Consider the following 20,604-nt stretch of genomic DNA (forward strand, 5'->3'; position numbering starts at 1 on the left):
CTTTGATAGCCACTCATTCATTAACATTTTTAAGGCCAAAGCAACCTTCCACATTAACAGTCCTAGTTTTCACCACCCACTAGGTCTCTAATAGCTGCGCTTGTGTACTCCTCATTGGCTTCCCTTAGTGTACAAAGGACCATGAAAATAGTCAAGCTAATTTTGTACTAAAAACCCGGGGCTCGCCCGGGTTGAAAATTTTAGTGATTTGTTTGTGTCGTGTTTTGGTTGGTATTTGTATTGGTGTTTTGATTTGTATTGGTGTTCTGATTTGTCTGAGTATTTTGGGTATTCTGTGTTGATGATTGTTGCTGCTTATCAATAATAGATTGTGACATTGCTGCTCGTGATGATGAGTCGGCAGCAGCCTTCGCATTAGCAGCATCTTGTGCAGCCTTTGATGATGCAGCAGCTGCAGAAGATTGTGCAGCTGCTAATGCAGCAGCATTTGAGGCAGCCGTGTTGTTAGTCGAGCTTGAAGACGTTGTTGTATCATCTGTATCGTCTGAATCAGATGATGAAGAGTCCCCAAAGTCATAAGTATGCTTCTTAGATGATGAATAGGAGATATCAGGTGTTGGCGAATCACTTGACTTCTTAGATGAAGCCGCCCCAATCATGTAAAAGGCCACCCCACCAACAATCAAGACAAGAATTAACCAAAACCACCATTGCTTGTAAAATCGACGCTGACGACCATCCGTCTTTCGTCGTTGAGAACGAGATAACATAAATAGACCTTCCTTTATTCAGTAACCATTTTCAGTAAAAACCGCTTATTAAGCTAAACATTCTTGGATTAAATTGAAATATAACAGCTGAAGTCATCAGGCTGCCCTTGGTTATACTTATCACTAACACCAATCATTTAAAAAATGATGTTTTCCGTGTCAACCTCTCACTAGCTAAACTAGCTTCACTTTCTTATTTTAGCAGGCTTTTGTGAAAAGAGCCAATTTTCAATAAAAGAAAAAGCACCCTGTCGGGTGCTTTTTAAACAAATTTTTACCAAACAAAGATTCCAACCATTGCTGCAGAGAATAGCGAAACCAAAATTCCAGACAACAACAAGTAAACAACGTTTTTAGCGATTACTTCGTTCTTTTCCTTGTTAACCAAGCCCTTGAAGGCCCCGATAATCATACCGATTGTTGACAAGTTGGCAAATGACGTCAAGAAGACCGTCAAAACTGCCTTGTAGTGTGGTGCATAATGAGCAATTTCACCAGTTACCTTACCCATAACAACGAATTCATTGGTAACCAACTTCGTTCCCATGAATTGTGCCAAATCGAAGGCCGTTTGGTTGCCGAAGCCCATTAACCAGGCAAATGGGAACATCACAATCCCCAAGATGTGTTCCAATGACAACCAAGGGTTTACCCAAGCCAAAATCTTGTCGACAAGAGCAGCCAAGGCAACGAAGGCAATCACGTTGGCAGCGATGATCAAGATCAACTTACCAGCGCCCAAAATTGAATCGCCCAAGAATGAGAAGAATGGTTCACGTGCTGGCTTTTCAGCCTTTTCGATTTCTTCTTGTGCTAATTCTTGAGAACCAGATTCAGCATTTTCTGCTGCAGGAGCAGCAGTTCCGATTGTCGCAATGGTATCTTCTTCCTCAGTTACTTCAACCGGGTTCAAGATTGATGTCACAATCAAAGCGTTGATCACGTTGATTGGCACAGCAGTCAAGATATACTGTGCAGGCATCATTTGCATATAAGAACCAAGGATTGATGCCGTCACACAAGACATTGACATCATAGCCAACGTCAAGTTACGTGAAGCCTTCATCTGGTTCAATTGAATACCGGAAACCGCGAGCGCTTCTGTGTTTCCCAAGAACATCATTTCAACTGAGAAAAATGATTCGAACTTAGGTTGACCAGAAAGCTTTGACAAACCACGACCAACCCACTTAATAATAAATGGCAAGACCCCGATATAAGTCAAAATGTCGAACAATGGCACAACCAAGAGGATTGGCAACAACGCTGAAACAACAAAGTTTGATGGCAAAGCCATTCCGGTTGGCTTCAAAGCAAAGTCGATTCCAGCACTGGCAGCAGAAATCAAGCTGTCAAAGCCAGAAGCGGCTCCCTTGACAATGGTCCGACCCAATGGGAAGCCTGTCAAAAGCCAAGCTAAGACCAAATTGGTGACAACCATGATTGAAACCGACTTCCAGTTAATAGCAGAACGGTTTTTTGAGAACAAGACGGCCAAGGCGATAAACACCAAAAGACCGATGATGTTGATGAACAAATACATGATGTGATACTCCCTTAAATTTAAAAATCACGGTTTCTTCAAACATATCAATTATAGCACGCAAAGGCCCTTTCTGCCCCGTTCCAAAGCGATTTAATTTTCATTTAAAGCGAACGTTTCCTTGAAATCAACTGTTACGTTCGCCTTTTTCAGGCGTATACTAGATTAGTTACAAACCGGTGCGTTGCTTCCGTCACGGCACCTAAAAAACAACAAGGAGAAAACAATGATGGAGAATGTAAAGAACAAGACGAGCTTCTGGCTGATTTTTAAGGAGACAATGTCTCCTAGAAGAATCATCCAAGATCTAGCTAGCCTCAGTAAGATGACCAAGGCACTCTTATTATTAATGATTGCTGCCCAAGTCGCCACCTTTTTAATCGGTGAGAGTTTTAATGGGATGGCCTGGTTGACCGTCTCAACTGGGGTTAGTTCGCTAATCAACCTTGCTCTAGTCGACCAGGGGAAGCAAAGCAATTATTTCTGGGGGTTAATTGGTACAGCAACATGGATGATTGTCGCCCTTTTTTCAAGAACTTATGGTGACTTCACCTCCCAGGGATTTGCCTTTATCATGCAGTTCATTGGCATTGCGGCATGGGCTCGCTATCGCGGTAGTGCCGAAAAGGAACTTCCTTCCCGTAAACTAACGCTGCATACCGCCCTCATCACCACTTTAATCACCATTCTTTCCTATATCACGGTTGTTGCTTTTTCAAAGCATTTTAACGGCCTACAAATTTACCTGGATTCGGCTGTCCTTCCATTAAATATCGTAGGACAAATCCTCATGACATATGGTTTCCGTTCTCAGTGGATTGCCTGGCTGGTTTCAGACGTCATCCAAGTCGTCGTCTGGTACCGCAATATCTTTTTGATTCACGACGCCTATGCCAGTTCCATGTTTGTCTTGCAGGTCATTATCTTAATTAACGCCCTCTATGGTACCTGGTATTGGTACAAGAAGGCTAAACCCGGTAAGCCTTCCTTATAAAATCAGTTTTCAAAATCACGCACGCAAAAAGACGGCGATTGCTTCCATGCAACCACCGTCTTTTTAATTTACCCACTACTGCCCCAGCTGGACTCGAACCAGCGACCCTCGCATTAACAGTGCGGCGTTCTACCAACTGAACTACGGAGCAATTAATTACCATACATTTATAATACATAACGTTTCATAATTAGTCAAGGATTTTATGAGATATTTTTAATTTAATATTCATCAATTGGTGATAGTCATTCTGAACAACTAAGCTTGCTCATCTTTTTATTCTAAGTTATAAAATAAAAAAAGTGTTGGTTGCCAAGTGACAACCAACACTGATTTGGCTAGGACTGCCCCAGCTGGACTCGAACCAGCGACCCTCGCATTAACAGTGCGGCGTTCTACCAACTGAACTACGGAGCAATTAATTACCATACGTTTATAATACATAACGTCTAATAATTAGTCAAGCCTTTTATTAAAAATATTTAATCTTTAGAACCATTATCGGTGCAAACGTCATTCTAATGCGCAACAACCTTTTCAAATTGAGTTTGAATCGAGTCTGCTGACTTCTGCAACTTAGCCAATTCTTCTTCCGTCAAATCCAATTGTGAGTAGGAAACAACCCCCTCACGACCAACAATAGCAGGATAAGAAAGATAAGAGGCGAATTCAGGACGCTTGTGAGAAACTGGCATTTCCGTCTTTGCATCCTGGATGACTGTCTTGGCCAAACGAATGGCAGCCGTCGCAATCCCATATGAAGTATAACCCTTACCATCGAAAACAGTGTAGCCTCCGACCACAGAGTCTTCTTCGATAGCAGCCAAATCAATCCCTTGTTCTGCCGCCAATTTAGTAATTGGTTGACCCTTCAAAGACACCGTCGACCAAGCCGTAAACTGTGAATTTCCGTGTTCACCAAGATTGTAGCCCGCAACTGAACGAGGATCAACATTGAAGGCCGAACCAACTGCCCGGTGCATCCGCGCTGTGTCCAAAAGTGTTCCTGTTCCGAGCACCTTTTCCTTCGGATAGCCAGTTTCTGCCTGGTAAACAGCGGCAATCGCGTCACAAGGATTCGTAATCACGACCAAGACCCCTGAAAAATCAGTCGCCTTCAACTTGGCTGAAACTTCCTTCACCTGCTCAACGTTGTGTGGCAATTCAATAAAGCGATCATGTTCGACGTTATCGTATTGCAATTCAATCTTACCAATGGCTGAAATAATGACGTCTGCATCCCCCAACGCTTGGTAGTCATTGACAGTCACAGAAAAACTATTGTTCAAGTTCGTTTTTGCATCTTCAAAATCCAAGGCGTCCGCTTGGACTTTCTTTTCATTTTTATCAATAAAGACGTATTCATCCGCCACGCCTTCAGCAACTAGGCCATGAGCCACCGTTGAACCCACATGACCCATTCCAATAATTCCAATTTTTCGCATCGACATTTCCCCTTTTCTGTTGTTGTGCCAATGATAATCATTCAAAACACGACCGTCAAGGGTTTTATGAGAAAATTTTAATTTAAAGTCCGATTAGGTCGATGACTGCAAACGAAATAACACCAACAACAACCGTCAGCAGGAGGTTTTTACTGACCACAGCCGTCGCCACCGTTGGTAAAGAGGCCCACAGATTTGACCAATTGACACTTGGAAGGTGTCCCAGATGCTGCACAAATAAGCTTTCAAACCAAATCCCAGCCATAATAGTGATGGGGACAAAACTTAAAAATTCAAGGACCCCTTCTGGTAAATCAAACTTTTTCAGCATGACAAAGGGAAATATCCGCGATACCCAGGTCACGAGACCACAAGTAATAATTGTGAATAAAATATAGTTAGTCAAAGACACGTTTCATCACCATCCCAAATAAACTGCCACAAATCGTCACCAGTAAGACAACAAAGTTCTTTGGTACAAAAATCAAAAATAGGTAAATCAGTACCAACACAAAGATGACCACGGTTACTTGCAAAACCAATTTGATGGTCTTATCCGAACTGATTTGCGCCATTAATAGTCCAATAAACATGGCCGTAATGGCAAAATCTAAGCCAAATTTTCCAGGATCGCTCACCAGACCACCCAAGACGGCACCCAAAAAGGTGCCTAATAACCAACTCGCATACGAGACCAAGTTAACCGTGTTAAACCAGGGAAAGCTAAGCCGATTTTGGCTAACATTGACCTTACTCATCCCCAGAGCAAAACTTTCGTCCGTGACAAAGGTCCCCAGCCAAATATTACGCCAGAGCGAATAGCGGTTGAAATAGGGTGCTAGCGTCATACTCATCAAAATCATCCGCGCGTTGACCAGAAAAACGGCAAAGTCAATCGCCGCTATCGAACTCTGGGACCCAACCATCGTGACCAAAACAAACTGGGCCGAACCACCGTAATCAATTGCTGAAATCAGCACGATCAACCAGGTACTCAGCCCCGCCGCTTTCGCCACGATGCCAAAGGCCATACTAATGCCAATGTAACCAAAGACGGTCGGCAGGGCATCTCGCCAGCCGGCCTGAGCTGTTAAAGTATCATCCATCCCACTCCCCCTTTTTCATTATTTTTTAATCTTTTTCTCTAGAAAATTATTATAAGGGAGATTTCAAACACAATCCAGACCAATGCATTTAGACAAAATAAAAACCCACTTAGCAGAAATACCGCTCTTCGTGGATTTCGCAACGTGGGTTAAAGGGTGCTAAACAGTTCAGGCAGGCACCCGTCTTATATTCTTGATAAGTTAATTCTTGACCGCAGCGCCCACAGAGAACCGCCGGATTGGTCGCATCTTTTGCCATCGGCACAAAGTGGTGGTCTCGTAATGTATCGTGGCATTGGTAGCAAGCAAAATATTCTTCGCATTGGGCACAACGCAGACCGGCAATATCAACATCCGAGTGATAATGAACACAGGTCCCGGTGGTACCAATGTCAATGCCAACCATCGCCACTTGTTTAGCTCCAAAGAACCGCTTAGTCATGTTTTTGCCATTCATTATCAAAGGCTGACTGCAATAATGCCACCTGGTCTTGGTATGGTGACAAGAGTTCCATCAGTTCTGCTGCCGTCATTTCCTCCGTCACTTGACCAACTGCCAAATTCAAGCGGAGATTGACAGGTAAACGGTTGACCTTCACCCCCTGCAAAACCAGTGAGAAGGCCAAATCACCCTGAAAACCACCATGACCACCAAAGAAAACGGTCGCAACTGGCAACCCTCGCCACTCGGCGTAAAGGGTATCAATGGCGTTCTTCAAAACAGCTGGATAGCCCCAATTGTATTGAGGGGCCACAAATACCACCCCATCATAACTTTTAATTTGTTTCGACCAATCAATCGTTGACTGATTTTGATAATGACCTTCAGATGGTAGTTCGGGCTCATCCAAAAATGGCAAAGCAACGGTGGCTAGGTCGACCACCTCGGCCTCCATCTCTTGGTTACTTAACAAAGGAGCTAACCAATAGGCTAAGCGCCGACTAACACTCTTTGTTCGATTACTTCCGACAATCACAGCAATTTTTTTCATTTTTTCTCCAGTAATTTGAGGGCCTTTTGAAAAATAAACAGGTCCATTTACGAGATCAACAAAGTCGATTACAAAAGAGCTCTCGCGGCTTTTTGTCTTGGTGCTTATTATAAACTTTTGAATCCGCACAAAAAATAAATTTTAAATTCACTGTTGACTCATATTTTTTTAATGCTATACTCATAACCAAGATAACAACTGCAGTGATTGGATGAGTAATCCGCAAGCGATTCTACAGAAAACCGTGATTTGATGAGACACGGTGGATTGGCTACGGATGAAAATGGTCCAGGAGCGGTTCATAGTGCGGCGAGTCCTCTGCGATAAGCTGGCTACGGCTAACAACCGTTATCATGTTGCGATATAGCCCCCATTGGTGTATCGACTAAGGCTGGTCATTAGACCGGCGAAGTAGAGTGGTACAGCGTTCACATGCGCCTCTAGGTTCAGATTTAAAAATCTAAACCTGGGGGCGCTTTTTAGTGTCTAGAAAAAGGAGAAAAGACATGACAGAAACAGCAGTAGCAACATTGACCAAGACCCCCGTACATTTCGATATCGTCGGCTCATTCCTCCGACCAGCCCGCCTGAAGCAGGCCCAACAAGACTTAGCCGATGGCAAAATCAGCCAAGCAGACCTAACCAAAATTCAAGATGAAGAAATCAAGGATTTGGTCGACAAGGAAATTAAGGCTGGCCTCCACTACGTTTCAGATGGTGAATTCCGTCGTCACTGGTGGCACTTGGATACTTTCTGGGGCTTTGAGGGCATCAAAAAGACGAATATCGCCCATGGCTACCTTTTCCATGATGTCGAGACACGAGCCGAATCAGCCCAAGTCGACGGCAAGATTCGCTTTACAAAGGACCATCCTGATTTGAAGGCCTTCTTGTACTTGAAGGAAATCACGAAAGATTTGGATGTTATCCCCCGTCAAAGCATCCCCTCTCCAGCTCAGGCCTATGCTGAGTTGGTTCGCGGTGAGGAAAACATTGCTGCTTTGAAGGAGTTTTACCCAAATCATGAGGACCTCGTTCATGATTTGACCACTGCCTACCATGACCTTTACCTTGCGCTCTATGAAGCTGGTTGTCGCGACATCAAGTTAGATGACTGTACTTGGGGTATGCTCTCCGATACTGATTTCTGGGCAGAACAAAATGTCGACCAAAAGGGAATCGATGAACTCCAAGCAGAATATTTGAAGATCAATAACCTGTCATTGGAAAACTTGCCTGAAGACCTCCGTGTCAGCACACACGTTTGCCGCGGCAACTACGCTTCAACTTGGGCCGCAACTGGTGGCTATGACGCTGTTGCCGACACCCTCTTTGCCAAGGAAAACGTTGAATCCTTCTACTTGGAATTTGATGATGACCGCTCTGGTGACTTTGCACCATTGGCAAAGGTTCCAGCCGGCAAGGAAGTTGTTTTGGGCTTGGTAACTTCAAAGAAGCCTGAACTTGAAGACCCTCAAGTGTTGATTGACCGAGTTAAGGAAGCTAGCCAATACGTTCCTTTGGAAAACTTGGCTTTGAGTACACAGTGTGGTTTCGCTTCGACTGAAGAAGGCAATCACCTAACAGAAGATGAACAATGGGCCAAGATTAAATTAGTTGTCGACACGGCCGAAAAAATTTGGGGATAGGCGGACACTAATTCATGAAACAATGGCAGAAATGGACGGCAGCGGCCGCCCTAGTAGTGGTTATCGGTGGAGGGCTGGCAACCTTTAATCATTTCAAGACGAACGCCTCCAAGGAAGACTCGGTTTTGAATTATTCTTTAGATAGCGATATCCAAACGCTTGATATCTCAAAGAGTTCAGACCAGTACTCCACTACCATCTTGGGTAACACCGAATCAAACTTGCTGCGGCTGAATGCCAAGGGCGAACCAGTTCCTGATTTAGCAAAATCCTACAGCGTTTCGAGCGACGGTCTCACCTACACCGTCCAGTTACGGTCTGACTTGAAATGGTCAGATGGCTCCGCCCTGACGGCCAAGGACTTCGTCTACTCCTGGCAACGGTTAGCCGATCCAAAGACCGGTTCCCAATATTCCTATCTAACTTCCGGTGTGCAAAATGCCGATGATATCATGGCTGGTAAAAAGCCGGTATCTTCATTGGGGGTCACGGCAAAGGGTAACACGTTGACCTTTAAGCTTGAAAAGCCAATGCAGCAATTCAAGTACCTACTGAGTTTCGCTCAGTTGATGCCACAGAAGGAATCCTACGTCAAGGACCAAGGTTCTCATTACGGTACCACCGCGAAAAATCAGATTTACTCCGGCCCCTATAAGCTAGAGGGTTGGAATGGCACCAATGAGTCCTTCAAGATGGTCAAGAACCCCGATTACTGGGACGCTAAAGACGTCAAAACCAAGCAGGTGAACTGGCAAGTCATCAAGAATCCAGAAAGTGCCGTCAAACTTTATCAACAAGGTAAGATTGATCGTGCCAAGATTTACGGGACACCGGAAATTTACGAAGCCAATAAGAATAATAAGGCGGCAACCACGACCCCGCTGGCCGTTTCTTCCTACCTCGAATACAACCAAGCCAAGAATCCATTCTTAGCAAACGAGAAAATTCGTCAGGCACTAAACCTGGCAACCAATCGCCAAGCACTGGCTGACCAGGCCAGTGGTGGTACTCGTTACGCCGCAACAGGCCTGGTGCCAAAGAACTTGGTGAAGGCCACAAACGGCCAGGACTTGGCAAGCTATGTTAACCCTGGTTACAAATATGATCCAACGCAAGCCAAGAAGCTCTTTAAGGAAGGTCTTCAAGAAGTAAACAAGGGCAAGATGAATGTCACGATTGAGACCGATGCCGATGCAGTCGTTTCCAAGAGTACTGTTGATTACCTTAAGCAGGCTTGGGAATCAACCTTCGGTTCCGACATTTCTGTCACGGAAAAGATTGTCCCAATCAAGCAGCGGATGCAAGATGCCCAGAATGGTAACTTCGATATCACCTTAACCAACTGGACTGGTGATTACCAAGATGGTGTCAGCTACTACAACATGTTCAAGACGCCAACAACCGGTACTAATAGTGGCCAATTCAAGAATGATGCCTTTACGGCCGCTGTGAATCAAGCGGAAAATCAGGATGCCAATAAGCCGGCAGCCCGGGACGCTGATTTCAAGAAGGCTGAAGCCGCTTTGAAGGACCAAGCAAACTTGAACCCATTGTATTCATGGAAGCGCATTATCTTGAACCGACCAAATGTGAAGGGTGTGGTCTTAAACCCAACCGGTCTGCAATTAGACTTGACTCATGCTTACCGCGACTAACCCTTGGCACATTCTTTAACCAATTCATTCTAGGAGCAACATTATTAAAAGAGCAGAACAAAACCAATCAATGAACACCAACCAGCTGATTGCACTGTCACTAGGTGGGGTGATTGGGACCGGGATTTTTATGAGTCCCGGTTATTTCATTAAAAGTGCCGGCGCCATCGGAACGGTAATCGCCTATCTGATTGGAGCCGTCCTCGTTTGTCTGGTGATGCAATGTCTCAGTGAATTGTCCGTCCACCAGCCAACTACCGGTGCCTTCCACGATTACGCCAACCAGTATATCAATCCTGGGGTCGGCTTCGTTGTCGCCTGGCTTTACTGGCTCACCTGGACAATTGCATTAGGATCTAACCTGTTAACGATGGGCGTCTTAATGCAACGTTGGTTCCCGCAAGAACCAATATGGGTCTGGTGCCTTTTCTTCGGCCTCATCATGTTTATCTTAAACATTGGTAACCTTTCTTGGTTCTCCAAGAGTGAATCTATCACCTCTTGGGTTAAAACCTTTGCCCTCCTCTTCTTTATCATCATTGGCTTTTTAATGGTCACAAGGTTAATTCCTGGCCACCATATTCAAACCGCTGCTAATTTTGGCGAACTAACCAAAAACGGTTGGTTCCCACACGGCATCGGTCCGATTTTGGCCACCGTTTTGACCGCTAATTTCGCCTATTCTGGGGCTGAAATGATTGGTGTGGCCGCCGGTGAAACCAAGAATCCTGAAAAGGCCATTCCAAAGGCCAGCCGCAGAACCCTCGTGTTGCTGATCACGCTCTTTATTGGTGCCATCTTAATCATGGGTGCCCTCTTGGCGCCTTCTGATAACGCCCTGGCAACAAGTCCCTTTGTGGCTATTTTGGGCCAAGCCGGCATTCCTGGCGCTGCTGATATCATGAACGCGATTTTAATTATCACGCTGTTCTCAGCTTCCAACGCCGGTGTCTTTGCCGCCTCACGGATGATTTGGTCACTAGCCGATAAGGGTGAAATTTCACCAAAATTCGGTAAATTAAGTCGCCACGGCCTCCCGGTTTACGGCTTAATCCTGACGATGGCCGGCGGTGCCTTGTCACTTCTTTCCAGTGTTTACGCTGCGCAAACGCTCTATTTAGCCCTCAACGCTCTTTCAGCCTTTGCCGTTGTCGCGGTCTGGATTGTGATTGCCTGGGCGCAATTAAACTTCCGTCAGCAGTATCAAAAAGAGCATGATCTCAAGGACCTGAAATATAAGGCGCCCCTGTATCCGTTAACACCGATTATCGTGATTGTCGTTTGCCTCGCCTCCATTATTGGCATTGGCTTTGACCCCAACCAACGGATTGCCTTGATTATCGGCGTTCCCTTTTCACTCTTTTTGTACGGTTACTACCAAATTTTTCAAACTAAAAATAAAGGACAAAATCACCATGAATTTTCACGATTGGGCCAAACAACAGAAGACGATTTTATTTGATAGTTCCATGGGACTGGGGCTCAGTAACCAGGGCTTCGATACGAACAATCCCCTTTGGACGGCGAAAGCACTGATTACCGACCCCGACAAAGTTTACCAAGTCCACCTCGACTTTTTTAATGCCGGATCGAACATCACCACGACTGATTCCTACCAAGCATCAACTGCTGGTTTTGCCAAGCAAGGACTAGGAAAAGACGAGGCTGAAAAGTTAATCAAGCAATCCGTTGCCTTGGCCGAAAAAGCTAGCTTTGACAGTACCGGTCAACAAGATAAATGGGTGGCCGGCAATATCGGTCCCTATGGTGCCTACCTCGCCAACGGTGCCGAGTATACTGGTGACTACGGTGACATTACGGATGACGGTTTAAAGGCCTTTCATGAAGACCGGCTGAAATGGTTAGTTGAGGCTGGAAGCGACCTGATTGCCATCCAAACCGTTCCCAGCTTTGCCGAAATCAAAGTTCTTTGCCAACTGTTAAATCAGTACCCGGATGTTGACGTTCTCTTTACCTGCTCCTTAAAGGACAACCAGCACATTAGCGATGGAACTGATTTGCGCGAAGTACAGGCCGTGTTGGAAGCACAGGAAAACGTCATCGCTTACGGCTTCAACTGCTTTAAGCCTGAATTCACGGAAGATGCGCTAGATTATGTGTCGGCAACTGCCAAGACTGAGAAAGCCATCGCAGTCGCTCCCAACGCTGGCGCCGACTATGACCCCGTCACGAAGACGTGGGGCGAGCCAAACGAAAAAATCTTTTCGGAGAAAGCACCAAGCTGGCGCCACCACGGCGCTTCTTGGATTAGTGGTTGCTGCGAGATGATTCCCGCAGAGTTGAAGAAAGTTCGCACCGTCCTCTTTGAAAAATAATTGCCTTTGAGAAAGCCCGTTCGACTGAGCGGGCTTTTTTGACCCCAATCTTGTATAATCTAAATACTATAATTTTGGAGAAAAACAATGCAACTTTATTTTTTATGCACTGGTAACTCATCCCGTAGCCAGTTTGCGGAGGCTTACGCTCGCCACTATGCACCGGCCGATTGGTCAATCAAGAGCGCCGGGACAAATCCACATGGCGTCCACCCCAAGACCATCGAGGTGTTAAATCAGGAAGGCTTTGATACCAGTCGTCTAACATCAGATGCCATTGATGATGATTTTTTAAACTTAACTGACTACGTCGTAACACTTTGCGGTGATGCCCGAGATCATTGTCCAATAACACCGGATTCCGTTCAAAGAGTTCATTTTCCCTTGGCTGACCCTGCTGGGGTAACTGGTTCCGATGAAGAAATTACTACTTTTTTCAAAACAACCGCTGCCGACATTAAACAGTTAATGAAAACCTTTATCACTGATATACAAAAAAACGCCTAAGGACAACTCCTTAGGCGTTTTTACTAACTAAAATTAATTTATTCGTGATGGTGATCATCGCGGCGTTGAGGATATCCATCCTCATCACGACGACGTTTCCGATCAATTGGACTCACCTGATCATCGAGTTGAGGGTTCCAGCGGTCCATCTTTGGCATCTGATTTTTAACTTCCAGTTGCCGAAGCTTTGAAACGGTTTTGTGCTCAATAAAGAGCGGAACAACCTCTTCAACCGTGTCACTCAAGCGCAAACGGTAGAAGTAACGCAGATGAACAGAATGGGATTGCAACCAAATTCGACCACCGATTAAGAAGCGGTCCCATGATGAAATCTTGGAAACAGCCTTTAGGTCGGTGTAGTAGTTATTGGTAATCACATACTTAAAGTCACCAATACTCCGGTTCTTATCCAGTCCGTAGCGAATCTTTTGTGGTTCCAATACACCCTGCTTAACCAAAACCTTGGCAATTTGGTGAATGTAGTATTCAACCTGTGGATCAACTTTGAAACCAAGATTCAAAACAACTCGAACCATATTTTGGCTACCCATCAAATCAACCGAATAGCTCTTTTCGTATGGGTTAATGGATTCACGAATCGTGACGAACCAGTAAACCTTGGCCCGCTTTGGCCGAGCGCCCAATAGCGAGTAGATAACTGATTTCTTAATTTGATAATCATCATGAACGTTGACGATATAAACCAGGTTCTTGGCCATCAGTGGCTCTTCCGCGTCATTGGATAACTGCATCAACTGACGACGGTAGTCCTTCAAGGACAGATAATCGTTGTTATAAGACAATGCTTCGCGGCGCTTGTTTCCATAGAACCAGAAAACCATCACTGACAAAATCAGCAACATCAAGATCACCGTGAAGTAGCCACCGTGAATGAACTTACCAAGACTAGCAATCAAGAAAAGGGTTTCCAGCAAGCCGAATGGAACAGCAAACAGAATCGCCAAACTTGTACGCGTCTTAAAGCGAATAAACTCGAACAATAGCGTCGTCGTCATCAGCATTGTGACCGTGATGGCCAAGCCGTAAGCTGATTCCATATTATGCGATGTCTGGAAAAGCAAAACAACGACCACACCGGCGACAAAGAGCATCCAGTTGACAATCGAAATATACATCTGACCACGGAAGTCGTTTGGATAAGTAATCCGCAACCGAGGCATAATCTTCAACGAGATGGCCTCTGATACCAGCGTAAAGGCCCCCGTAATCAAAGCCTGTGAAGCAATGACGGCTGCAATGGTACTCAAGATAACGCCGACCAGTCGCCACTGATTAGGCAAGATATCAAAGAAGAGGTTCAAGTTTGAACCACTGGCATTATGCATGATTACCCACGCACCTTGACCCATATAGTTCAGAACCAATGTGGTATAAACGAATGGCCAACTTAAATAAATGTTGCGCTTACCAACGTGCCCCATATCCGAATACAATGCTTCGGCACCGGTTGTGGCCAAGAAGATATTTCCTAAAATAAAAATACCTAAGCGGTTATCCGGGCTAAACAGGGTCTGCACGGCGTAAACAGGCGAAAGGGCCTTTAAAATTTCAGGATACTGAATGACTTGCAAGAGACCAAAGAAGCCGATGAAAGAAAACCAAATCAGCATCATCGGACCAAACATCCGGCCAATCTTGGTTGTTCCCTTTCGCTGCAGAGTAAAGACAATCAACAAAATCGTCAACACCACTGGCACAACGAAATCAATCCCTGTCGGGAACACCAGAGAGCCAAACTTCTGCCCCTCTAACCCTTCCACGGCAGACGTGACGGTCACAGCAGGCGTCAAAGCCCCATCGGCCAGTAGGGCTGCCCCACCGACCATAGCTGGGATGATGAGCCACTTCATGTTACGATTGCGAACCTTACTATACAGGGAGAAGATACCACCTTCACCGTGGTTATCCGCCTGCAAGGCGATTAAGACATACTTAATCGTCGTAATTAGCATCAAAGTCCAAAAAACAAGGGAAATTGATCCAATTACCAGGTTCTTCATATTGTCGGTATGTGCATTACCGGCAATAATGGCATTCATAGTATATAGAGGAGACGTTCCAATATCACCATAGACAATGCCTAAGGCGATCAGGAAGCCACCATACTTTAACCGCTTCTTTGCTGAATCAGTCATTTCTTCTCTCCTATAAAATCAGTCGTTGATGGTCACTTTCTGCAAGACTTTTGAGCGCCTCAAAGAACTAATCTAATTTAGATAAAAGTATTTTTCAATCTATTTTTCTTGGTTTTTAAATCAGTTTTCCAACATCAAGAGCTCTTTTGTTGCGCAACTTTTTTTCCACCAATCAAAGGAGAGTTTAACTCGCTTAGAGAGAATATACAAGGAAAAATATTGCTTTTCGTTAGTTCTTTTTTACCAATATTTTACTTTTATTTCAACAAATGCTACTTTAAAAGTGAAGTGTTAGAACTTCTTAGAGAAAACGCGGTACTTATAGGAGAGAAAACAAGATGAAACATATTAAAATTATTGCGGGTGTGACAGCAGCCGCTGTGGTTGTTGGCGGAAGTTTGGCCTATGCTGATGGCCATTCTGGTCATGCACAGCATAAAAACAGCACTGACCAAGCTAAGGTAGTAAAGGTCAAAGACGGACAAACGACTAGTAGTAACGGTAGCTCCTCAACTGATTCGTCATCAGGCTCAGATTCAGATTCCTCAAAAAAGATTGAATTAGTGAAACAGGCAATTATCAACCATGGTTTTGCCATCACGCCAAAAACTTATAATGGCCTTGGAATTGATCAAGCAATGGACCAGCCAGGTGCACCTCAAGATTTGGTTCATGACTATGTTCAGATGCTTTATTTTACAGATGGTAATGCCGTCCGTACTACTGGATTGGGTACGTATATTGGTGAAACAACTGAGCATTACTCTGTGACCTCACAGACTCTAAACCTTGAACTTCCTAGCAATGTCCAATACAAAATTCCCTACCATATCGATCATGGCACCGTCGTTTTTGATAGTTGGAATCAGTCATTTGACAATCAAAACACCTTTAATTTCGAATTAACTTCCAATCCAGATGCCAAAAGTTTAATTGATAGTAAACCTATGCAAGATGGTCACGATACTGGCAACACAAATACCAATAATAATTCTTCTTCCGATAATAGCAATTCGAGTGATTCAGACAACAATAATTCAAGCGCCACCGATTCAAACAACTCCGACAACAACGTAAGCAACTCAAATGATAACAACGACAGCAATAACGGCAATTCTGATGACAGTAACGATTCCAATACTGGCCAGAGCACTGACGATAACAATTCCAATAGCGACAACAATAGTACATCGAACTCGGACAGTAGCCAGTCGAGCTCATCCAGCGATGACGACACCAATAATAACTAAATCAATCCAACCAGAGTAGTTTAGGTGAACAAATCGCCTCTATCTACTCCACCAGCACAATAAAAGACATCACCTAATCCATGGATTAGGTGATGTCTTTTTCGCTATTAACAGCAATCGTGATTAATCATTATCGAAATTATCCCGGGCAGCTTGGGCCCAAACTTCATCAATCATGTTGTTCAGTCCACGCTGGTCGCCGGCGATGCTTTTTTGAACAGCCAAATTCACATCCGATGCAAAGGCGGCTGGTGACTTAATGTGATGAGCCACAGAAAAAGTCATCAACACAGCAAAACAAGCTGAAGCCACAGCAGCAATAATTTTTGATTTTTTCTTTGGATCGAACATCAGCGCTGTCCTTTTGTCTTGCTTTAAGCTAATTTTTTGTCAAACCACTTCGCGATTAGTGACAGACCATAGTTTAACAAGAAGTATACCACCGTCAAGACCACAAGAACAGGAATAATGTAATTCGTATTCTGAGCATAAACAATTTGGCCTCGGTAAGTCATTTCAGCTAACACGATTCCGGACGCCAAACTCGTATCCTTCACTAAAGAAATCAGCTGCGAAATAATTGGCGGAATCATCTTCTTATAAGCCTGTGGCAAGACAATATACCACATCGTCTGCATGTTGGACAAACCGTTTGCTCGCGCGCCCTCAAATTGGCCGCGGTCAACCGCTTCCAGCCCACCACGAACAATTTCAGCCAACATAGCTGACTCAAAGAACGTCATTGCGGCCACAGTCGCCCAAAAAATTGGCAAATGAATGCCTAATTGTGGCAAGGCAAAGTAAGTAAAGAAGATAATCAACAACAGTGGCAAATTACGGACAATGTTGTTTAACGTGCCAACAAATGATGAAAAGAATGGAATCTTTTCAAATTGAATAATCCCCACAATGGAACCAAACAAAAGACTCAGGACAACCGAAATGGCTGAAACGCCAACGGTAATGCCTAAGCCACCAAGCAGATAGCCCATGTTAGCTGAGGTAAAAGCATTAAAAAAATCAGACATCACTTCTCCTCCTTAGGCGTCCTTTTTCAACTTGGTTTCCAAGTGCTGGACATAGTAACTCAGTGGCATCGTAATCACCAAATAGAAGACACCAATAATGATATACGTCGTAAAGGTATCAAAAGACGAAGCCGCCACTAAGTTACCCTGGTACATTAAATCCAACCCACCAACAAAGGCTAAAATGGAAGAATTTTTGACCAGGTTGATAAACTGATTTCCCAATGAAGGAATCGCGACCTTAAAGGCCTGGGGTAAAATAATCACCCGCATGGCTTGGTTAAAGGTCAAACCGTTTGCACGAGCCCCCTCCATCTGACCAGCTTCAATTGAAAGAATCCCGGCACGAACGGATTCGGCGATAAAGGCGGACGTATACAGCGTCAGCCCGACCGTTCCGGCGGTAAAGCCAGTCATCTTAATCACCTTCGCTACTGCCAAATACAAGAAGAGCGTGATAATTAAGAGCGGAATATTTCGAAAAACCTGGACGTAGATATTGCCGATGATGCGACCGGTCTTCGAAGATGAAACCTGCATAATGGCAAACAGCGTTCCCAAAACCAGTGACCCGATTAAAGCAATGATGCTCGCTAAAAGCGTGTGTCCAAATCCTTGGACAAACACTGAAAAATATTGATTCAAAAGGCTCATTTATTTACCTCCAAATCATGCCAATCCAAGCCAGGAACGTTATGGAACCATTTTTCAACCAAACGGTTGTATGTACCATTTTCCTGCAAGGTCTTCAAAGCACGGTTAGCCTGCTTTGTCATTGGCTTTTGATTATGGTCAAAGGCCATTCCATATGGTGCTTTGGTAAAGACCCCACCAACAAGGTGATAGTCTGGATTTTCGGTTGCTAAACCGTAAAGAATGGCATTATCCGTTGACAGTGCCTGTCCCTGTCCTGATTTCAAAGCCTGCATCGCAGAAGCATAGTCCTGCAAGGCAATAATTTTAGCCTTTGGCGCATACTTCTTCGTTTCTTGGGCGGCGGTCGTTCCGACAACAACCAACACCGTGTACTTCGGATCGTTCATATCCTTGACAGATTGAATGCCTGAGTCCTTTTTAACCAATAATGACTGGCCGGCGTTAAAGTAGACGTTCGTAAAGTCAACAATTTTCGCTCTTTCCGGCGTAATCGTCATCGTCGAAATCAGTCCATCGATGTTCGTATTTTTCAGCAACTGAATTCGTGAAGCGGAGGAAACTGGCACAAAGGCTGCTGAAAGTTTCGTATTGGTTTGTTTAGCGATTTGGGCGGTCATCGCCTTTGCCAAATCAATTTCAAAACCGGCCGGTTGGGCAGTTTTCGTATCCATTAGGCCAAAAAGTTTCGTATCAGCCTTAACTCCCCAGGTAATCTGCCCCTTTTTTTCAACCCGGGCCAGGGTATCTTGGTGCGTTTTGTTTTTATCAATCGTCACGCTGGCCCAAAAAGCCCCTAGCAAAATCAGGGCAGCCAAAATCAGCGAGGCAATGATTCCAAAACGGCGTTGTCTAATCTTTTCCATACGCTTTGTCTAACTAAGTTAATCTAGCTAGACCCTTCCTTCCATTTTAGTGATGTTCAACCTGGCTCAAGAACTTCTTGGCCCGTGGTTCTGTTGGATTCTCAAAGAAAGCTTCCGTTGAACTATCTTCTAAGATTCGGCCATCTGCCATAAAGATCACCCGGTCGGCGACCGCCTTGGCGAAGCTCATTTCATGAGTCACCACCAGCAAAGTCATATCCGAATCGCGCGCAATATCGCGCATGACATCCAACACATCCCCAATCATTTCGGGATCCAAGGCAGAAGTTGGCTCATCAAACAGCAAAGCCTTTGGCTTCATTGCCAATGAGCGAGCAATCGCTACTCGTTGCTTTTGTCCCCCGGATAGAGCAGAAGGCATGCTGTTCGCCTTATCGGCTAAGCCAACCTGTTCCAACAATTCCATGGCAATTCGCTTGTTTTCAGCTTCATCGCGGTGCAAAACCAAGCGCGGTGCCAACATAATATTTTCCAAAACCGTCTTATTGTTATATAGATTAAAGTGCTGGAAAACCATCCCGACGTTCTTACGAATTTTATTAATATCCGTCTTGGGGTCATGCAGGTCAAACCCATCAACCAACAACTGTCCCTCTTCGATTTCTTCCAAACCGTTGATTGTGCGAATCAAGGTTGACTTGCCGGAACCAGAAGGACCAATCAGGACCACCGTTTCACCCGCGTCAATTTTCAAGTTCACATCATGCAAGGCGTGAAAATCCCCGTAGTACTTTTGTACATCTTTGAATTCAATCATTGACATCGCTTTTCTCCTCGACAAAAAAGTAGCCTTTTCCTAACTGCAGGAAAAGGCGTTAAGATTAATACGTACATTTTACCATTTATAGCCCCCCTACGTTAGGTATTTTAACTAAAAAACTTGAAATCAATCGGCTTCTACTGGTTAATTGTCATGTAGCCGAACTAAGGAACACTGATTTGTCCAAAAGAAAAAACCGTTCAACGAAAAGAGTGAACAGTTTTCTTCATATATAATAGGCAAACAATTATGCCAACTTGTGATCAAACCACTTGGCGATCAGTGACAAACCGTAGTTCAACAAGAAGTAAACCAGGGTCATCACAACCAAAACGGGCACGATGAAATTCGTATTTTGCGCGTAGATAATTTGGCCACGGTAAGTCAATTCCGCAAGAACAATTCCGGATGCCAAACTCGTATCCTTCACTAAGGAAATCAGTTGCGAGATAATTGGCGGAATCATCTTCTTGTAGGCCTGTGGCAAAACAATGTGCCACATCGTCTGCATATTCGACAACCCATTGGCGCGCGCACCTTCAAACTGGCCGATATCAACAGCTTCCAAACCACCACGGACAATTTCAGCCAACATTGCTGACTGGAAAACCGTCATGGCCACGACCGTTGCCCAAAAAATTGGCAAGTGCAGGCCTAATTGTGGCAAGGCAAAGTAAGTAAAGAAAATAATTAACAACAACGGCAAGTTACGGACGATGTTGTTGATTGTTCCAACGAAACTTGAGAAGTAAGGAATCTTTTCAAAGAAAACAATTCCAATAATGGAACCAAAAATCAGACTCAAAATAACCGAGATGATTGAGACCCCAACGGTAATTCCTAGACCGCCCATCAGGTAGCCGAGGTTTGCCTCTGTAAAGGCACTAAAAAATCCTGACATTCTGCGGCCT

At 44.5% G+C, this 20,604-nt stretch carries 21 protein-coding genes and 2 tRNA genes; 7 read left to right on the forward strand and 16 right to left on the reverse strand.

Features of this window, described 5'->3' with window-relative positions; all coding sequences use genetic code 11:
* Nucleotides 1–200 precede the first annotated feature (200 nt).
* Together AABI08_RS04290 and AABI08_RS04295 are read right to left on the reverse strand one after the other, a co-directional pair.
* Complete coding sequence (locus AABI08_RS04290; RefSeq protein ID WP_338343660.1) at nt 201–731, reverse strand: hypothetical protein; 531 nt, start codon at nt 729–731, stop codon at nt 201–203.
* Nucleotides 732–1,005: 274 nt separating this feature from the next.
* A complete protein-coding gene (locus AABI08_RS04295) occupies nt 1,006–2,274 on the reverse strand; it encodes a NupC/NupG family nucleoside CNT transporter (protein WP_338343661.1) in 1,269 nt (422 codons plus the stop codon).
* A 226-nt stretch (nt 2,275–2,500) separates the two neighbouring features.
* On the opposite strand from AABI08_RS04295, the gene pnuC reads away from it, so the two are divergent.
* Nucleotides 2,501–3,268: a nicotinamide riboside transporter PnuC gene (pnuC, locus tag AABI08_RS04300; protein ID WP_338343662.1), complete on the forward strand. Its 768-nt coding sequence runs from the start codon at nt 2,501–2,503 to the stop codon at nt 3,266–3,268.
* 78 nt (nt 3,269–3,346) lie between these two features.
* On the opposite strand, the gene AABI08_RS04305 is transcribed toward pnuC, so the two are convergent.
* From AABI08_RS04305 to AABI08_RS04335, 7 genes are all read right to left on the reverse strand, one after another.
* Nucleotides 3,347–3,419, reverse strand: a tRNA-Asn gene (locus AABI08_RS04305).
* Nucleotides 3,420–3,612: 193 nt separating this feature from the next.
* Nucleotides 3,613–3,685, reverse strand: a tRNA-Asn gene (locus tag AABI08_RS04310).
* Between the two features lie 101 nt (nt 3,686–3,786).
* Nucleotides 3,787–4,713 carry an L-lactate dehydrogenase gene (locus AABI08_RS04315; protein ID WP_338343663.1) on the reverse strand — a complete coding sequence of 309 codons (927 nt, stop codon included), beginning with the start codon at nt 4,711–4,713 and terminating at the stop codon, nt 3,787–3,789.
* Between the two features lie 82 nt (nt 4,714–4,795).
* On the reverse strand, nt 4,796–5,125 hold the full coding sequence (locus AABI08_RS04320; RefSeq protein ID WP_338343664.1) for an AzlD domain-containing protein: 330 nt from the start codon (nt 5,123–5,125) through the stop codon (nt 4,796–4,798).
* Nucleotides 5,112–5,819 carry an AzlC family ABC transporter permease gene (locus tag AABI08_RS04325; RefSeq protein ID WP_338343665.1) on the reverse strand — a complete coding sequence of 236 codons (708 nt, stop codon included), beginning with the start codon at nt 5,817–5,819 and terminating at the stop codon, nt 5,112–5,114. The genes AABI08_RS04320 and AABI08_RS04325 overlap by 14 nt, the downstream gene beginning before the upstream one ends.
* Before the next feature lie 109 nt (nt 5,820–5,928).
* On the reverse strand, nt 5,929–6,261 hold the full coding sequence (locus AABI08_RS04330) for a CHY zinc finger protein (protein ID WP_338344351.1): 333 nt from the start codon (nt 6,259–6,261) through the stop codon (nt 5,929–5,931).
* Complete coding sequence (locus tag AABI08_RS04335) at nt 6,254–6,811, reverse strand: NADPH-dependent FMN reductase (protein WP_338343667.1); 558 nt, start codon at nt 6,809–6,811, stop codon at nt 6,254–6,256. The genes AABI08_RS04330 and AABI08_RS04335 overlap by 8 nt, the downstream gene beginning before the upstream one ends.
* A gap of 506 nt (nt 6,812–7,317) precedes the next feature.
* On the opposite strand from AABI08_RS04335, the gene AABI08_RS04340 reads away from it, so the two are divergent.
* The 5 genes from AABI08_RS04340 to AABI08_RS04360 all read left to right on the forward strand — a co-directional run bounded on the left by AABI08_RS04340 (nt 7,318) and on the right by AABI08_RS04360 (nt 12,958).
* Nucleotides 7,318–8,460, forward strand: a complete 1,143-nt coding sequence (locus AABI08_RS04340; RefSeq protein ID WP_338343668.1) for a 5-methyltetrahydropteroyltriglutamate--homocysteine S-methyltransferase — start codon at nt 7,318–7,320, stop codon at nt 8,458–8,460.
* Nucleotides 8,461–8,474: 14 nt separating this feature from the next.
* Nucleotides 8,475–10,115, forward strand: coding sequence for a peptide ABC transporter substrate-binding protein (locus tag AABI08_RS04345; RefSeq protein WP_338343669.1), 1,641 nt, complete (start codon nt 8,475–8,477; stop codon nt 10,113–10,115).
* Between the two features lie 70 nt (nt 10,116–10,185).
* The gene (locus tag AABI08_RS04350; RefSeq protein WP_338343670.1) at nt 10,186–11,577 is read left to right on the forward strand and encodes an amino acid permease; all 1,392 of its coding nucleotides are present in this window, start codon (nt 10,186–10,188) and stop codon (nt 11,575–11,577) included.
* Nucleotides 11,531–12,451, forward strand: a complete 921-nt coding sequence (gene mmuM / locus AABI08_RS04355; RefSeq protein WP_338343671.1) for a homocysteine S-methyltransferase — start codon at nt 11,531–11,533, stop codon at nt 12,449–12,451. The genes AABI08_RS04350 and mmuM overlap by 47 nt, the downstream gene beginning before the upstream one ends.
* An 87-nt stretch (nt 12,452–12,538) precedes the next feature.
* Nucleotides 12,539–12,958 (forward strand): arsenate reductase ArsC, encoded by a 420-nt coding sequence (locus AABI08_RS04360; RefSeq protein WP_338343672.1) that lies wholly within the window; start codon nt 12,539–12,541, stop codon nt 12,956–12,958.
* 38 nt (nt 12,959–12,996) lie between these two features.
* Here AABI08_RS04360 and AABI08_RS04365 read toward each other — a convergent pair whose 3' ends face one another.
* Entirely contained in the window at nt 12,997–15,114 is a 2,118-nt protein-coding gene (locus tag AABI08_RS04365) for a KUP/HAK/KT family potassium transporter (RefSeq protein ID WP_338343673.1), read from the reverse strand.
* Between the two features lie 338 nt (nt 15,115–15,452).
* Between AABI08_RS04365 and AABI08_RS04370 the strand changes: the two genes are divergently transcribed.
* A complete protein-coding gene (locus AABI08_RS04370; protein WP_338343674.1) occupies nt 15,453–16,364 on the forward strand; it encodes a hypothetical protein in 912 nt (303 codons plus the stop codon).
* Between the two features lie 123 nt (nt 16,365–16,487).
* Here the strand turns inward: AABI08_RS04370 and AABI08_RS04375 are convergent, their stop codons facing one another.
* From AABI08_RS04375 to AABI08_RS04400, 6 genes are all read right to left on the reverse strand, one after another.
* Nucleotides 16,488–16,715 carry a hypothetical protein gene (locus AABI08_RS04375; protein WP_338343675.1) on the reverse strand — a complete coding sequence of 76 codons (228 nt, stop codon included), beginning with the start codon at nt 16,713–16,715 and terminating at the stop codon, nt 16,488–16,490.
* A 23-nt stretch (nt 16,716–16,738) separates the two neighbouring features.
* Complete coding sequence (locus AABI08_RS04380; protein WP_338343676.1) at nt 16,739–17,392, reverse strand: amino acid ABC transporter permease; 654 nt, start codon at nt 17,390–17,392, stop codon at nt 16,739–16,741.
* A 12-nt stretch (nt 17,393–17,404) separates the two neighbouring features.
* The gene (locus tag AABI08_RS04385) at nt 17,405–18,046 is read right to left on the reverse strand and encodes an amino acid ABC transporter permease (RefSeq protein WP_338343677.1); all 642 of its coding nucleotides are present in this window, start codon (nt 18,044–18,046) and stop codon (nt 17,405–17,407) included.
* On the reverse strand, nt 18,043–18,912 hold the full coding sequence (locus tag AABI08_RS04390) for a transporter substrate-binding domain-containing protein (RefSeq protein ID WP_338343678.1): 870 nt from the start codon (nt 18,910–18,912) through the stop codon (nt 18,043–18,045). Before AABI08_RS04390 ends, AABI08_RS04385 begins: the two co-directional genes overlap by 4 nt.
* Nucleotides 18,913–18,958: 46 nt before the next feature.
* The gene (locus AABI08_RS04395) at nt 18,959–19,696 is read right to left on the reverse strand and encodes an amino acid ABC transporter ATP-binding protein (protein ID WP_338343679.1); all 738 of its coding nucleotides are present in this window, start codon (nt 19,694–19,696) and stop codon (nt 18,959–18,961) included.
* 244 nt (nt 19,697–19,940) lie between these two features.
* Nucleotides 19,941–20,594 (reverse strand): amino acid ABC transporter permease, encoded by a 654-nt coding sequence (locus AABI08_RS04400; RefSeq protein WP_252773396.1) that lies wholly within the window; start codon nt 20,592–20,594, stop codon nt 19,941–19,943.
* Nucleotides 20,595–20,604 lie beyond the last annotated feature (10 nt).

Source organism: Fructobacillus evanidus (genome assembly GCF_963580165.1).
In the GTDB taxonomy this organism is placed as follows: domain Bacteria; phylum Bacillota; class Bacilli; order Lactobacillales; family Lactobacillaceae; genus Fructobacillus; species Fructobacillus evanidus.